Annotated in this window: 17 protein-coding genes; 9 read left to right on the forward strand and 8 right to left on the reverse strand. The window is 57.5% G+C overall.

What is annotated here, in order from left to right:
* The 3 genes from VGK48_11590 to VGK48_11600 form a co-directional block, all read left to right on the forward strand.
* The coding region (locus VGK48_11590; GenBank protein HEY2381811.1) for a fibronectin type III domain-containing protein at positions 1–348 on the forward strand (348 nt) is incomplete at its 5' end.
* A gap of 399 nt (positions 349–747) precedes the next feature.
* Positions 748–1,173, forward strand: coding sequence for an ATP-dependent metallopeptidase FtsH/Yme1/Tma family protein (locus VGK48_11595; GenBank protein ID HEY2381812.1), 426 nt, complete (start codon positions 748–750; stop codon positions 1,171–1,173).
* Positions 1,174–1,391: 218 nt separating this feature from the next.
* Positions 1,392–1,565: a nucleotidyltransferase domain-containing protein gene (locus tag VGK48_11600; protein ID HEY2381813.1), complete on the forward strand. Its 174-nt coding sequence runs from the start codon at positions 1,392–1,394 to the stop codon at positions 1,563–1,565.
* 34 nt (positions 1,566–1,599) lie between these two features.
* On the opposite strand, the gene VGK48_11605 is transcribed toward VGK48_11600, so the two are convergent.
* The 3 genes from VGK48_11605 to VGK48_11615 all read right to left on the reverse strand — a co-directional run bounded on the left by VGK48_11605 (position 1,600) and on the right by VGK48_11615 (position 2,849).
* Entirely contained in the window at positions 1,600–1,983 is a 384-nt protein-coding gene (locus VGK48_11605; protein HEY2381814.1) for a type II toxin-antitoxin system VapC family toxin, read from the reverse strand.
* A complete protein-coding gene (locus VGK48_11610; protein HEY2381815.1) occupies positions 1,980–2,222 on the reverse strand; it encodes a hypothetical protein in 243 nt (80 codons plus the stop codon). Before VGK48_11610 ends, VGK48_11605 begins: the two co-directional genes overlap by 4 nt.
* Before the next feature lie 138 nt (positions 2,223–2,360).
* Positions 2,361–2,849: a pyridoxamine 5'-phosphate oxidase family protein gene (locus VGK48_11615; GenBank protein HEY2381816.1), complete on the reverse strand. Its 489-nt coding sequence runs from the start codon at positions 2,847–2,849 to the stop codon at positions 2,361–2,363.
* A gap of 81 nt (positions 2,850–2,930) precedes the next feature.
* Here VGK48_11615 and VGK48_11620 point away from each other — a divergent pair, with 81 nt between their 5' ends.
* Together VGK48_11620 and VGK48_11625 are read left to right on the forward strand one after the other, a co-directional pair.
* Positions 2,931–3,326, forward strand: a complete 396-nt coding sequence (locus VGK48_11620) for a hypothetical protein (protein HEY2381817.1) — start codon at positions 2,931–2,933, stop codon at positions 3,324–3,326.
* On the forward strand, positions 3,281–3,766 hold the full coding sequence (locus VGK48_11625) for a hypothetical protein (protein ID HEY2381818.1): 486 nt from the start codon (positions 3,281–3,283) through the stop codon (positions 3,764–3,766). The genes VGK48_11620 and VGK48_11625 overlap by 46 nt, the downstream gene beginning before the upstream one ends.
* A gap of 94 nt (positions 3,767–3,860) precedes the next feature.
* Here the strand turns inward: VGK48_11625 and VGK48_11630 are convergent, their stop codons facing one another.
* On the reverse strand, positions 3,861–6,482 hold the full coding sequence (locus VGK48_11630) for an ABC transporter permease (protein HEY2381819.1): 2,622 nt from the start codon (positions 6,480–6,482) through the stop codon (positions 3,861–3,863).
* A complete protein-coding gene (locus VGK48_11635; GenBank protein ID HEY2381820.1) occupies positions 6,482–6,844 on the reverse strand; it encodes a PadR family transcriptional regulator in 363 nt (120 codons plus the stop codon). Before VGK48_11635 ends, VGK48_11630 begins: the two co-directional genes overlap by 1 nt.
* A 131-nt stretch (positions 6,845–6,975) precedes the next feature.
* On the opposite strand from VGK48_11635, the gene VGK48_11640 reads away from it, so the two are divergent.
* From VGK48_11640 to VGK48_11650, 3 genes are all read left to right on the forward strand, one after another.
* Positions 6,976–7,284: a ribbon-helix-helix protein, CopG family gene (locus VGK48_11640; GenBank protein HEY2381821.1), complete on the forward strand. Its 309-nt coding sequence runs from the start codon at positions 6,976–6,978 to the stop codon at positions 7,282–7,284.
* A 124-nt stretch (positions 7,285–7,408) separates the two neighbouring features.
* On the forward strand, positions 7,409–7,660 hold the full coding sequence (locus tag VGK48_11645) for a hypothetical protein (GenBank protein HEY2381822.1): 252 nt from the start codon (positions 7,409–7,411) through the stop codon (positions 7,658–7,660).
* A 33-nt stretch (positions 7,661–7,693) separates the two neighbouring features.
* Entirely contained in the window at positions 7,694–10,033 is a 2,340-nt protein-coding gene (locus VGK48_11650; protein HEY2381823.1) for a YfhO family protein, read from the forward strand.
* On the opposite strand, the gene VGK48_11655 is transcribed toward VGK48_11650, so the two are convergent.
* Positions 9,981–11,909: a TonB family protein gene (locus VGK48_11655; protein HEY2381824.1), complete on the reverse strand. Its 1,929-nt coding sequence runs from the start codon at positions 11,907–11,909 to the stop codon at positions 9,981–9,983. The two genes, VGK48_11650 and VGK48_11655, sit on opposite strands and share 53 nt — an antisense overlap.
* Before the next feature lie 61 nt (positions 11,910–11,970).
* Here VGK48_11655 and VGK48_11660 point away from each other — a divergent pair, with 61 nt between their 5' ends.
* The gene (locus VGK48_11660) at positions 11,971–12,945 is read left to right on the forward strand and encodes a radical SAM protein (protein ID HEY2381825.1); all 975 of its coding nucleotides are present in this window, start codon (positions 11,971–11,973) and stop codon (positions 12,943–12,945) included.
* 103 nt (positions 12,946–13,048) lie between these two features.
* Here the strand turns inward: VGK48_11660 and VGK48_11665 are convergent, their stop codons facing one another.
* The gene (locus tag VGK48_11665) at positions 13,049–14,608 is read right to left on the reverse strand and encodes a carboxyl transferase domain-containing protein (GenBank protein ID HEY2381826.1); all 1,560 of its coding nucleotides are present in this window, start codon (positions 14,606–14,608) and stop codon (positions 13,049–13,051) included.
* Between the two features lie 23 nt (positions 14,609–14,631).
* Positions 14,632–15,282 (reverse strand): fructose-6-phosphate aldolase, encoded by a 651-nt coding sequence (gene fsa / locus VGK48_11670; GenBank protein HEY2381827.1) that lies wholly within the window; start codon positions 15,280–15,282, stop codon positions 14,632–14,634.
* Between the last annotated feature and the right edge of the window lie 32 nt (positions 15,283–15,314).

Genomic DNA, 15,314 nt, shown 5'->3' on the forward strand with positions numbered 1-15,314 from the left:
ATGGCGGTCTTCCAGTCCAGCGGGTTTCAACCGGCGTCAAACACCAGGACGCTACCGCCGGCGCTGACCCAGAACATCCGCAGCATCGGTCACGGCGCCAACAGTGGGCAGATTGACATTAGACTGGTGGCTGTTCCTAAAGCCGTCAGCTACGAACTGCAATACGCCGTCGAAAGCAATAACGGCGCCGCTCCCATATGGACGACGTTGACGTTGACCGGCGTGAAAGCGCCGGTCACGCTCAGCGGCCTGACAAAGGGAACGACGTACGCCTTCCAGGTCCGCTCGCTGGCGAAAGCCGGCGGCTACAGCGACTGGAGCGATCCGGTGACATTCATGTGCACGTAACCGGGTAACCGCCAGGCAGCGGATGACGTGGATACCGCAGATAGTCGCCGATCTGCGTCATCCGCGTCGTCTGAAGTTATATTCGGTGTCTAAGACGCAACTGAGCGGGCGATTCGACTTCACCCGTACTGATTGATGTGGTATACGCCAACCGGCGTGGATTTTGCGAGCGTTCCTCTGACCTGGATCATCGGGCAGGCTTACCAGCTGCCCTACTACTCCCCAACTGCTATCTCGGCCACCGATAATGCTGTGCGGGAATTACTGTACGAAGCGGGACATTAGTCGGCATCGGCGCATTTCCCGATTGCAGGCTTCGGAATGTTCGCCGGAACAATTGGCGTACAACGGTTTCTAATGCATGATGCAGGTATTCCGGTACATTAGTGGAGGTTCCACGTGAATTCCACAATGAAAACGATTCTGTTCGGGATACTGATTCTGGTGACGGCAGTGTTGCTCTATTCCCTTGTGCAACGTACATCAGGCGGAACCGCTCAGACGTATCCATTCAGCCGGTTCCTTCAGGAAATCCACCGTGGGGACGTGATTGACGTGACGATTGCCGACTCCAACATCAAGGGGCGGCTGAAAACGGGCCAGCAGTTCAAGACTGTCATGCCCATGGACTATCCGGAACTGATCAACATGCTCAGGGACAAGCAGGTCGTGATTACCGGCGAAAAACCCGGCAATATTCCTTGGTTTGCAGCTCTGATCTCGTGGGCCCCATTCCTTCTCCAGATCGTCGTCTGGATCTTCTTCATGCGGCCAGAAGCGGAGCGGATTCTACGGAGTCGAAACCCTAACCACCAAGCCACGTAGCCTAAAGAGGGGACTTACGGAGGGGGCCGGGTGATGGATTAAACCGGCGCCGTAAAACCCCCTGCAACTCACTTTGGCTCTCGAGCTTTGCCCGGATCGGATTCAACGGTGAAGCGTCCCAACCGGTAACGTGTCCGTTGCTGAAATGCACCGCGGTTCAGGATGTAGGAAATACAAGCCCGTTCGTCGGGCTTGTATAATGGCATAGGGTTATTTCGATGTTGGACACAATTCAAGGAGTCGTTGATCGTGTCGTGGAAGGCTATGCGCCTGAACGGATTATCCTGTTTGGTTCGCATGCTTCCGGAACTTCGCGTGAAGACAGCGATCTCGATCTCCTGATTGATTTGCTGCGGATGTTTCGGTGTGCGACTACCGCGATAGCGGTTTAGTCCAGCTCTGTTTTTGGGAATGCCTCCGGCTGTATCAAACGCGCATAAGTTGAGGCAGATGGTCGAAATGTTTGTCGCGGTCATGTAGTGCGAGGCTGTGCTGCGTGACGAGAGCGGCAATCCACATGTCATTTGTCGGAATGGGAGTTCCTTGCCGGCGGAGTTGCCGGTAAATTGACGCGTATTGATGCGTCGTTTCTTCATCGGCGAACAACACGCGCGCTCCGCTTCTAGCGAGGAACTCGCGCAGTTTACGTTCGTTTTCGCCTTGCCGTTTCCCATATACGAAGCCTGCGCGCAATTCGGCGATAACGACAAAAGGCATAATGATCGTTTCTGCTTCTTCCAGCAACGAAACTGTCTTTGCGACTCCTTCCCAGAAATCGCCGTACCGGTTGGTATCAACTGCAACTCTCACCGCCAGAGGTCCGGATCTACTTTGTCTTGCTCGGCCAGTGCTGCCTTGAGTTCCCTGTCTGGTTTCCAGGTTCCAACAAGATCCCGTAAATTACGCCGCTTCTTGTTTGGATGCTGGCCGCCTGTCGCTTCCGCAAGGGCATCGATAGCGGCTTCGTTCAGGCTCTTGCCTTCAGCCCGCGCGCGTTGTCGTAAAGCCCGGTCCACTTCCGGCGGAATTCCTCTAATCGTATATTGCATGCACTCAGTATAGGCGATGCATGCATACCATGCAATCGTAGTCGCGGAGTTTCGTTCCCGCTTTCGTTGGGCAAGGCCCACCGCGCCTACAGATTGCAGTCCGTAACTGCACGGGCGCTCTATGAGCGGAGCTTCAGGCTAACCGAATTCTTCCTTCCATGTGAGAACCTGGCCACCATGCCCCAGCAGGATGCTTCCAGGAAAGACGCGCAACCTCCAGGGTTCCACCCGGATAACCGCGAACGCCCCACACGTCGGGCTTTCCCATGCAGGCACAATCCGGGGATTGTAGCCGACTGGCGGCGGAGCATTGAGGAACAAATTCCAGACCATCGTGCGGGTGTCATCATCGAAGGCCCAAGCCGCACGGCACTCCGCCACGCAAGTATCGTGGCTGGGCGACCAGTAGTTTACGGATACATGCGGGTGCGCTTGCAAGTGGGCGCGTTTGGTTGGCGTGGGGCTGGTTGCGATCCACCCTGTCAGCCGATTTGTGTCCCATTCCCATATCGGATGCAGAATACGAGAGCGCGGGCGCGCACGCCCATCCACCGTCGCCACACTGGCCCACACGATGCGATGCGCCATCGATACGAAGGCGGGCGCGACTTCGTTAATTGAATTCACGGTCGGGATGGCCTCAATCTGTATTGTGCTTGCACACAATCCTATTGTCGAGAATGATGGCCGCATGACACTCGCGATCAAATGACGAAGAAATCTACGCTCGTAATCGCCCTGATTCTCCTGGCGTCATGGGCACTACTGCTGATGAGTAACCACCCCACGTTAACCATTTCCGGGCCGCTGATCCGGGAAACCCAACCCGTCTACGTGAACGGTGCCACAGAGATGTGGCAATTGCAGTGGCACGCGCCTCCACGGCCACGCTGCGACATTCTTGACCGCGGTTGGTTCACGGTTGCGTGCCAGGGATTCGTTTATGCGGAAGCAGGCCTGTTGGATCTCGTGAGATACCGCAATGGTAACGAATACGAGCGCCTGCCTCTCACGCCATTCTTCAGCGGCTTTCCAGAACATGAAGCAGTCGTGAAGCGATGGCCGAAACAAAAACAGATATCGATGCCGAGGATCATCCGGTAGACAGCCCCGAAACCCAGGCTTTCATTTCACGAGTGAGGGCCAGACCCGAAGCGAAGATCATGTCCCTTGTGGACAATGACCATGATGGCAATGCGACAGAATTCTTTTTGCCGACCGGGCCGGCACCGATGGCGAGCGGTCTTCCCTATGGCATCATCGTCGGGGTTTCAACCACGAATCCTCACCTGCACGCCTTTGGTACAGCCCGGCACCCGGATACGCCGTTGGTGCTAAACGGCATTCAGTGGTTTGAGTTGCTCCACAGAGGAGATCTGAATGAGCCCGTGCGGGTCCAGGACCGGCAGTGTTCAGATCCCGGCGCAACGACGGATACAGAACTCGAGTTGGAAGCCACCCCCAAGGGCATTAGCGTTATCAGCCGCGAATATGCCGGCTGTGGGAAGGAAGCGCGCCGGTTGGTTCATGAGGAATACAAATAGAAGCAGAAGATCTTGCGCCTCTTGTGCTTCTTGTGTTCCGTTCCCGCTTTCATTGGTAAAGCGTCTTGTCTCCGTCCTTATATGTACGTGCGTCTCAATCCATCCGGATGACGGACGCCGGATCCGTCCGCATGGCGCGAACGGCAGGCAGCAGGCTTCCGGATAACGTCATTACCAAAGCGACAATCGCCGCTGCGGCGACGGTTGCCGGATCCAACGGGCTGACTCCTGCCAGAACCGCCTGCATCGACCATCCGGCAAAATAGGACAGCACGAGGCCCGCAACGCCGCCGAGACCGGCGAGAATGATGCCCTCACGCAGCACCATTGAAAGGATGTTCCGCGGCTGCGCTCCAAGCGCGATACGCAGGCCGAATTCGGCGGACCGTTGTCCGACTGCAAACGAAAGCAGGCCGTAGATACCGATTCCCGCAAGAAACAGCGACAAGCCCGCAAAGGAAAACACCAGATGGAGTTGCATCGATCGGGGCGCCGTCTGTGTATCGACGATGTCTCTCATGGGACGGATTGCTGAAATCGGGAGCTCCGGATCGGCCTTCTGAATAATGCGGCGGATCGACGGAGACAGCGCTGCAGTGTCCAATGACGAACGAACCACAAATTCCTGCGGCGAGTAAAAGACGGAGGTGCGATCCGGCAGTTGCTTGTAGGGAAGGTACACTTGCGGTTCATTTAGTCTTTCCAGACCTCGAAAGCGGACATCGCCAACCACGCCGACGACCGTCTTGTCCTGCTGCGCGAAGGGAAAGTTCTCGAATGCGAAGTGGAACCTGCGGCCGATTGGATCCCGACCGGGCCAGTATCTTTCCGCGAACGATTGGCTGACCACTGCCACGGGCGGCGCTTCGAGGGTATCGGATTCGCTGATGTCCCTGCCTGAGCGGAGCGGAATCGCCATCGTTTCGAAGTAACTGGAACTCACAAGCCGCATGCCCACCGTTTTCGTCCCGTTGGAGTCACGTTCGTTCTCCGCGTTGCCGGTTCCGGTCACAGGCCAGATCCCGCCGCCGCCGGGGCCCATGGGTAGAGAACTGATGCATGCCGCCGCCGATACGCCCGGGAGCGCGCGAACTTCGGACAGTACTTTCGGATAGAAAGCCATGCGCGTCGATACCAGCGAATAGCGGGACATGGGGATCGGCGTCTGTATCGCGAGAACGCGGTCCGGACGGAATCCGGGATCGATCGCTTGTATCCTCAAAAGGGCGCGAAGGAGAAGCCCTGCAGAAACGAGAAGGAGAAGTGAGATCGTGATCTCGGCAACGACAAGCGCCGATCGCATTCGATCCCGGTGACCGCCTATGCCGGAGCGTGAACCCTCCCGCAATCCGTCCTGATCGACTCCGTGCGAAACGCGCCAAGCCGGCAGGACTCCGAAAATCAGTCCCGTGCCGAGCGTCAACACCGCAGTGAAAACCAGCACTCGCGCATCCAGAACGTTTGCATCCGCTAAAGGCAGGCGGCCGGGAACGAGCGAAGACAAAAACGGCAAAGCGGCCATCGCTACAAGGATCCCGACCGCGCCGCCTCCCGCAGCCAGCAGTACACTCTCCGTCAGTAACTGGCGGACCAGCCTTTCCCTTCCGGCACCAATCGCGGCGCGCACCGCTAATTCTTTGCGCCGCGATATGGATTTTGTCAGAAAAAGATTCGCGAGGTTCGTACATGCGATGAGGAGCATGCAAAGGGACGCCCCGAATACAGCCCACAGCAGCAGCCGGGCCTGAGGCGCCACCTGATCCGACAGCGCCTCGACGACTGCGCTCATTTTTTCGTTTTCTCTTGGAAATTCGCTGGCCAGGCGGTCTGCGATGAGACCCATTTCCGTCCTTGCCTGCTGCATGGAAACACCAGGCTTCAGCCGGGCGATCGCATCCAGATAATAGTCGTCGCGGGCATCGCGGGGCGGGTCTCCCAACGACAGCGGAATCCATAGCTGCCCGCCGCGAAAGGGGAAAACAAAATCCGGAGGCATGATCCCGACGATGGAAAAGGAGTCGTTATCCAGACGGACGCTCTTTGTCAGGACGTCCATGCGGCCGCCCATCACTGTTTGCCAGAATGAATAGCTCAAAATGACGGTTCGCGGCGCGCCTTCCCGCGCGTCTTCGTCAGTGAAGAGGCGCCCGGTCAGGGGCTTGACCGAAAGAACTTTGAAGAAATCCGGAGTCGCGGCCGTGCCTTCGATACGCTGAGGATCGCCTTCGCCCACAACATTCCATCTGAACTGAGCGTATGCTGCCATGGTTTCAAAGGAACCGGCTCTGCGGCGCCAGTCGTAGAAATTCGGCGGCGAGAGTTCGAGATGGGAGTACGCGGGAGTTCGCTGCCAGATTTGAACGAGCCGGTTGGCATCCGAAAACGTAAAGGGATGCAACAGCGCGTGATCCGCGACCGAAAATACAGCGGTAGTCGCTCCAATGCCGAGTCCGGTGACAGCAATCGCCGTCAGAGCAAAGCCGGGAGCACGTGTGGCCATCCTCGCGGCGTGACGCAAATCCTGCCGGAGAATGTCCCAATGGGCGCAACCGGCGTTGAAAATAGTATCGGCGATCTCACGGAGCCAGAGACAAAGGATCGACAGCGGGTTTCCCGCCTGGCGCCTCTTTTCAACGAAGATGTCGCGCAACTCGCCGCCGTATTCGCCGCGGAACGATGCCGGATAGAGGTACAAAAGAAATCGATGGAACCGCATCAGGCTTTCTCCGGCGCTATACCTCTCGCGCGAGCGAGTTTCACCATCTGTGTCAGCCGCCGCGCTTCGGCGCGGGCGACCGACAGACCAAAGGGTGTTATCCGGTAGTATCGCCGTCGTTCGTCGTCATCTTCGGGCGCCGGCCGCTCCCGCGTTTCGACGATCAAACCCTGTTCCTGCATCCTTTGAATCGATCGGTATAACGTTCCAGCGCTCATCTGCAGTTCTCCGTTCGTGCGCGCCGCAATGTCCTGGATGATTGCGTAGCCATGGCGGTCTTCGTCCGCCACAGCCATCAAGATGTGAAATGTGGCCGGCGGAAGCGGCAGAAGCGGATCAATCTCGTCATTTCTGTAAACCATAGCCAGTCAGGCTATAGCCGATATGGATACATTGTCAATGGCTATATGTATGGAACCATCATCTCTGAGCCACACATCTGCGGGTGTTTTCGTGCCGTGGCAGATTGTTGGCAGTGTATTAGGATGATCGTATGAGCAAACAACGTCTGTCGGCCTCCGTTGATCAAGACTTGATCGAAGCTGTGGAAAATGCAGTGGCCAGGGGCCGCTCGGAGAGTGTCAGCGCGTGGGTCAACGATGCCCTCAGGCTGAAGCTCGATCAAGACCGAAGATTGGAAGCGCTCGCCGGTTTCATTGCAGCTTACGAAGCCGGCCATGGTGAAATCACTCCAGACGAAATAAAACAGGCCGTACGCCGGGCGAGGGCGCGCGCAATTCCGGTCCGTGTAATGCCGGCAGACAAATCCACTTCACCGCACAGACCGCGCAGGCCGCGATGAGCCTCGTATTGGATGCCGGGGCGTTGGTAGCCGTCGAACGGACGATCGCGACACGATCGCATTAATCAAGCAGGAACTGCTTTCCGGACGGGCGCCGCACACCCATGGAGGCATCGTAGGCCAGGTGTGGCGGGGTGTATCCGGCCGGCAATCGAATCTGGCGCGGTTGTTGCCTGCTCTCCAGATTGCGCCGCTCGACGACGCATTGGGCCGCCGGGCAGGCATATTGCTCGGACGGACCCGGATGTCCGACGTCGTCGATGCGGCCGTTGTGCTGCTTGCGACAGACGGCGATTTCATCCTGACGTCCGATCCGGATCATCTGACGCCCCTTGCTCAGTCCGCAAACCTCGACGTCGACATCCTGCCTGTATAATCGCCGCACCGGATGGGAATTCCTAAGCTGGAAATGAAAACAGAGCGCGGATTCTGGCAGGCAACGATTGTGCTCTTCGCTGCGCTTGCGGTCCTGCTCTATTTGCCGGTTCTGGCCGGACGGGTGCCATTCCCGCGCGATATCGTGCTGCAGTTTCCCGCGTGGAACCGCACGGTGGTCGAAGCCTTTCGGGACTATGCGGATATCGGAGATCTGATTACGGCTTTTTACCCCTCGCGGGCATTCATGTCGAAGGCGATTCACGAAGGGACACTGCCGCTCTGGAATCCCTATCTGCTCAGCGGAACTCCTTTCCAGGCAAGTCCGCAATCCTCTCTGTTTTATCCGCCCAACGTGCTCTATTACATCCTGCCGCTTCCGGTTGCCTGGACACTGTGCCTGATGCTGCGCGTTTTTCTGGCAGGCGTCTTCATGACGCTGTTTGTCCGCGCTATCGGCGGATCCAGAGCCGGCTCGCTGTTTTCGGGTATCAGCTTCACACTCTGCGGCTTCCTGACCGCATGGCAAGGCCAGCCGATGGCGGATTCCGCCACATGGCTTCCGTTGATGTGCTACGCCGTGCTTCGCCTCGCAAAGCCGGAATCGAATGGCGGGATTGCGCTCGCAGCATTTGCGTTCGCAATGCCGGTCCTCGCGGGACATCCGGAAACAGCGGCGCATGTGACGCTGGTTGCGATCGCGATGGCCGTCGTCACCTGGGCCTCCTTACGTTTTGACCTTCGTTTTGCCTGGCGGTTCCTGGCGGCGGGCGCGCTCGCGGGCGGCCTTGCTTCCATTCAAATGATTCCAACACTCGAATGGCTGGCACAGATGCCGGGAGCGCTGGCGGCGAGATGGCCGCTGCTTCCGATGCACCAGGTTCTGGCCTGGGTGTCGCGCGACATGATCAGGGGACCCAATTCCGCGGGTGTCCAGGTCCCGGAGGCCGCCGCATATGCCGGAATGCTGACCCTGATTGTTGCCCCGCTCGGCCTGCTGCACCGCGCGAAGAGACACGTCCTATTCCTGGCGATCCTTACAATAACTGCTCTCGCCATTGCTTACGGGGTGGAACCGGCATACTCACTGGTAGCGCACATCCCCGTACTATCCGGCGTGAAAAACGGTCGAATGATCTTCCTGGCTGGCTTCGGAATCGCCGCCCTGGCGGGACTGGGAATCTCGGTCCTTGAAGAAGACGTTTTTTTCGGATCGCGCCGCCTTCTCGCATTTTCCATAGTGATGGCCACGGCCGCGGGCGTTTTTCTGCTCGTCTATGACTTGCGTCTCGCGACTGAAATCAGGATCGAGCTTATCCGGAGACCCTCATTTTCCCGGGCGATGCTGATTGCGGGGACGATCCCGGTGCTCCTGAGACTGTACGGCCGTTTGAAGGGCACCACATTCTCGAGCATCGCGTGCGCCATCGTTGCGTTTGATCTCATGACATTTGCCTATGGCTATACGGGATTCGCGACGCCTCGTGAAATCTTCCCAAACGCTCCAGTGTTCGACTTCCTTGCAAAGAATGCCGAGCCCGCCCGGTTCCGGGTTGCGCAGCTCAACGGCCCCTTTCCGGCAAATGCGAACATGGTTTATGGACTAGCCTCGGCTGACGGCTACGAAGTGCGGCTGACGCCCCTGCCTCACGCGCTCGCGCTCGACTATATGGCTGAGGGAGACGGAATCTTTTTCACCGCGGATCGTCTTTCGCGATTCAACGATCGCAGACTCGATCTGTTCAACGTGAAATATCTGGTGCTGCCACCCGATTCCCGGGAGTTCCATCGCTTTCTGTCTACGGGCCGGTATTCACTTGCTTACAACGACGGCGACATTGCCGCCCTCGAAAACAGGACGGCTCTGCCGCGAGCTTTCGTGGTCCCGCTAAGAGGCATGCGCGTGGTTCCGGAAATCAACGGTCAGCTGGCCGTCCTGAAAGATCCCACATTCGACCCTCAATACGCCTTCACCGTATCGAAGACTCCCGATGGAGTGACAAACCAACCGCAGAACCCGATGGTTCCGGGATTGCCGCTCTCGCACCATGCTGAGCTCATTGCCACCCATATCAATGACATCGCCGTCCGCGCCGCAAGCTCCGAACCGTCTGCTCTGATCTTCAGCCAGACGTACTATCCCGGTTGGCATGCCGAAGTCGACGGCCGGCGGACAGAAGTGTTTCCAGTGGATGTGGCGCTTACCGGTCTCATTGTTCCGTCCGGCTTGCACGACATTCGTCTTGTCTTCAGGCCCGCCAGCTTTGTCTACGGCGCCGCGCTTAGCGTCATATCTCTTGTCGTATTGGTGGTGATTGGGCTTACTGGAGCGAAAAGGTTAATACGAGGCGGATACTGCGATTCCCGGGTTTGAACACCCACTTCTTTACGGCGTCCAGGGTGTCGTTGTTGAGATCCGGAAGCTGGGAACTGGCGACGGATGCGGTTTTCACTTTTCCGTCCGGGCCGATATCGACGCGGAAAGCAATTGTTCCGGCCGCGTGCTTGGCTCGCAATATTTCCGGATAGTCCGGATAAACGGCATCGACGACTTCGATCGGCGCGCGCGTTTCGATTTCGTAGCGTATTGTTCCCTCTGCCACGGGAGCAGGGGGCGGCGCGGGCTTCGGCGGCGGTTCGAGTTCAGCGACTTTGTCGTGAACTTCTTTTGCGACCTGATCCAGATCGCGCTGATCGCCTTCCCGGCGCACGGCCTCGATGCGCTTGCGAATGTCCGCACTCTTCGCCAGGTACCCCTCGACGACGGATCGATCGGGATGAGGCAGGTCCGTCGCAATGCTGACATCCTGAAGCGCTTCGGCTGTTTGTCCCAGGGCGAGATGAACGTCCGCGCGAATCTCATAAAAGTGGTCGGCGTACTCGGGTTCCAGCTCCAAAGCTTTCGCGACAAGGGGCAGGGCCTTGTCCAACTGCTGGCCGGTCTGCGCGTCGACGCGGGCAAGTTCGGCATACGCTCTTCCCATCAGCGGCAGCAGTTGCACCGCCCGTTCGAGGGCGGCCTGCTGTGCCTGCACATCCTTCAGGTCCTTAACGTCCATCACGCCGAAGTGATATTGGACCAGGCCGTTATCCGGAAGTTCGCGGGCTGCGCGATCCATTGCCCGTACGGCTTCCGGAGCGGGCCGGTTATATTTGGTCAATATGGCGCGCGCGGCGCGCGCGTCTTTGGAATCGGCGTTGTACCAGCGTCCCGCCTCCGAATCGCGGGCTGACGCTACGAGAAGGTCACCGCGGTGGACGGCAAGCTTCGCCATATCCGCCTCGCTGCTCCTCAGCGCGGGCACAGTCGACGCTGCCTTCAATGGCGCCTCGACATAACCCTTTAACGGATCTTCCAGGGAATCGGCAGCGACCGGAAACTTCGGCGCGGTGGAAGACGGCTTGTGCAGGTCCGCAATGAACTGTTTCAGAGCCTCCGGCTTGCTGTCCAACAGCAGCCTCACAAGGCGATAAGACTCGGTGCGAAACGGTGTAGGCGGATCGTCATCTTTGTACGTCCCGCTTTGAACGATCGTGAACATATCCGCGGCGCTGAATGCATCCTCTGCAGAAATTGGTTTCGTATCCGCCGCCCGGCCGATGTTTCGCACATATTCCGCGGCGCCTTCCGCCAGCCAGAACGGGCGCCACACCACGTATCGTTCGAACAGCATATGACCCAGTGCGTGGCCGACATCGTTTGCGATAGCGTCCGGCGATTTATCCCGAGCCACAATGAAGACCCGATCGGGACCGCGAAGCAGATATGCAGCTTTCCGCAGCTGATTCTCTGCCGGAGTGTGATCGGGCAATGGCGTACCCAGGCCAGGAACATTGCCACCTCCACTTCCCGGAATACCTGGATCAGTGGGCACACCTGGACCACCGGTGCCTGTGGGACCGCCTGTGCCGCCTGGAATTCCGCCACCACCGGGAAGAGGAAGACCAAACGGCCCCGCCGGCCGCCGTTGTTGCACGGTGACGATATTCGGATCGCTCTTCACCGGAGGAAGCGCTTCATAGAAGTCCTGGTCTTCTTTAAAAAGAAACACTTCGATCGGAAATTGCCGTGGCGGAACCCTTCCGAACGCCTGCGCAAACGCAGCGACGCGATTTTCAAGGTCCGACAGCAGACGCCTGCCTTTCATCTCGCTGGTGTCGGTATAAAGCAGGAAGTGGTCGGATGAAACTTCGAACCACTTTGCCTCCTTCGGAGACATCAACAGCAGCGTTAACAAGAAGTAAAGCATCAGAAAAATTGTAGCGCAGAGTCGTGCTTACCATCCGAACATTCATGGTCTAATTGATTGCATGAGGGTCACCGACATTCTGAACAGCTGGAAAAGCATTCTCGAAGGGCGCCCGCCGGCATTGTCGATTGAGATCACGAAAGAATGCCCATTGGCCTGTCCCGGGTGCTATGCATACGGAGGCGAACATCTCGGCGGCAACGGACTCCTCAACCAGGTCAGCGATTACAGAGGTGACGAACTGATCCGGCGTTTCATGGATCTGGTCGAGCGGCACCAGCCCTTGCACATCTCCATCGTAGGCGGCGAACCTCTTGTCCGGTTCCGGGAGCTGAACGAAATCCTGCCGCGCCTGGACGCCCGCGGGATCAAAACGCACGTCGTCACCAGCGCGGTGCGCCCGGTACCGATCGAGTGGAAAAAGTATCTGAACGTCGCCGTCATCGTTTCCATCGATGGCCTGGCGCCCGAACACGACGTCCGCCGCAAACCCGCAACCTACGAACGTATCCTCAAGAACATCGAAGGGCACCATATTACGATCCACTGCACCATTACCCGCCAGATGACGGAGCGCACCGGATACTTGCGGGAATTCCTGGACTTCTGGTCGGTACGGCCTGAGATCGCCAGAATCTGGTTCAGCATCTTTACACCGCAAATCGGCGAAACCAGCTATGAGATCCTGCCGCAGCCGGCGCGCGTCAGCGTGGTGAGGGAACTGCTCGAATTCCGTCAGTTGTATCCAAAACTCGACATGACGGCGGTGACCATCAACGGACTCCTGAGCCCTCCCGCAAGTCCGAACGACTGCATCTTTGCGCGGACGACACAAACGATCACGGCGGATTTGAAAACCGGCATCACTCCGTGCCAGTTCGGCGGAAACCCCGATTGCTCCCAATGCGGCTGTATCGCCTCCGCAGGCCTGAATGCGATCGGCCGCGCCACGCTGCCGGGAGGAATGACAGTCGGGTGGCTCTACGAACAATCCCTGCAGGTCGGGAACAAAGTGGCGGCGATGCGGGAATACTAGTCCGCCTTAAAAAGCCTAATTCAAATTGCATCATTAGAGATTTTTTCATTTCTTCAAGTTGAAGAAATGAAAAAACCTCTAATGATGCAATGATCCAATGGTCTTATAGGGGGATGTTCCCGTGCTTTTTCGGGGGATTCTGATCCCGTTTGGTATCCAGCATCCGTAACGCCGTTATCAACTTTTTGCGTGTGAATTTCGGCTCGATGATTTCGTCGATAAACCCACGCTCGGCGGCTACGTATGGATTGGCAAACTTGTCGCGAAACTCCTGGACCTTCTCCTGGCGCACCTGCTCGACGTCTTTAGCTCCGGCCAGTTCCCGCCTGTAAATAATGTTGACCGCGCCCTCCGGTCCCATCACTGCGATTTCCGCGGTTGGATAAGCGAAGTTCACGTCGGTTCGAATGTGTTTGCTGGCCATCACGCAGTAGGCTCCGCCATATGCTTTTCTGGTGATCACGGTGAGTTTGGGCACCGTGGCTTCGGCAAAGGCGAACAATAGCTTCGCGCCGTGTTTGATAATGCCGCCGAACTCCTGATTCGATCCGGGAAGAAAACCGGGAACGTCTTCGAAAGTGATCAGAGGAATGTTGAAGGCATCGCAGAACCGTACGAACCGCGCGCCCTTCACCGATCCCGAAATGTCGAGACAGCCCGCAAGAAATGCAGGCTGATTCGCAACAATTCCGACCGAACGTCCATCCAGCCTTGCAAACCCGATCACCAGGTTCTTCGCGTAGTGCTCCTGAACTTCGAAGAAATAGCCCTCATCGACGACAGCGTGAATCACATCCTTGATGTCGTACGGGACGTTCGACTCGGCCGGCACGAGCGAATTCAACGATTCTTCGATACGATCCCAGGGGTCGTTCGTTGGACGCTTCGGCGGATCTTCCAGGTTGTTGGATGGAAGAAACGAAAGCAGCTCGCGCAGCAGCAGCAAACATTCCTCGTCATTGTGAGAGACAAAATGCGCCACGCCGCTCGTGCTGTTGTGCGTCATTGCGCCGCCCAGCTCTTCTTTCGTGACTTCTTCGTGAGTAACGGTCTTGATGACGTCCGGACCGGTGACGAACATGTAACTCGTCTTATCGACCATCGCGATGAAGTCCGTGATCGCGGGCGAGTAAACGGCGCCTCCCGCGCAAGGTCCCATGATCGCGGAAATCTGCGGAATCACTCCGGACGCAACGGTATTCCTCAAGAAAATGTCGGCGTAACCGGCCAGCGAAACGACGCCTTCCTGAATTCGGGCGCCGCCGGAATCATTCAGACCGATGACAGGAGCCCCCATCTTCATGGCGAGGTCCATCAGCTTGCAGATTTTGAGCGCGTTGGTTTCGCTGAGCGAACCGCCGAAGACGGTGAAGTCCTGAGCGAACACATACACCAGGCGCCCATCGATGCGGCCGTAGCCGCCGATCACGCCGTCACCCGGATACTGCTGCTCCTGCATTCCGAAATCGAGGCAGCGATGCGTGACAAACTTGTCGAGTTCTTCGAAGGAATCCTTGTCGAGCAGCAGCGCGATTCTTTCGCGGGCTGTGAGCTTACCTTCGGCCTTCTGCCGGTTCAGACGCTCGGCGCCGCCGCCGATTTCAGCGGCACGGTTCAATGTAAGAAGTTGCTCAATGCGGGAAGTCGCCGTAACTTTGGCCATCTTTGCTTTTGTGGCTATTCCCCTTACTTGATTACAGGGACCTTCTCCCAATCCTTGAGGAATTGCTCAACCCCTTTGTCCGTCAATGGATGTTTCAGCAGCTGGTCGAATACTTTCGCGGGCATCGTGCAGATGTCCGCCCCGAACAGCCCGGCCTGCACGACATGAACAGGATGCCGGATCGAGGCGACGAGAACCTCTGTCTTGAATTCGTAATTGTTGAAGATGGCAACGATCGTCTTGATCAGTTGCATGCCGTTTTCGCCGATATCGTCGAGACGGCCGACAAACGGGCTGACAAAGTATGCGCCGGCCTTCGCGGCCATGATCGCCTGTGGGGCCGAAAACACCAGCGTGACATTGACTCGGATGCGATCGTCGCTGAGAATCTTCGTCGCCTTGAGTCCTTCTTTCGTCATGGGACATTTGACGACGATGTTCGGATGCAGCTTTGCAAGGTGCCTTCCTTCCTCAACCATGCCGGCAGCATCGCGGCTCACCGTCTCCGCGCTGACAGGACCATTCACCAATGAGCAAATCTTGAGCAATTGATCCTCGAAGGTGTTCCCTTCCTTCGAAATAAGCGTCGGATTTGTCGTGATGCCGTCGAGAATGCCCGTGCTGGCAACCTCGCGGATCTCGTCAATATTTGCAGTATCGAGGAAGAACTTCATGGTCAGGCTCCTAAAGGACATTGTACTCCCCT

Source organism: Terriglobia bacterium (assembly GCA_036496425.1).
Classification (GTDB): Bacteria; Acidobacteriota; Terriglobia; order 20CM-2-55-15; family 20CM-2-55-15; genus 20CM-2-55-15.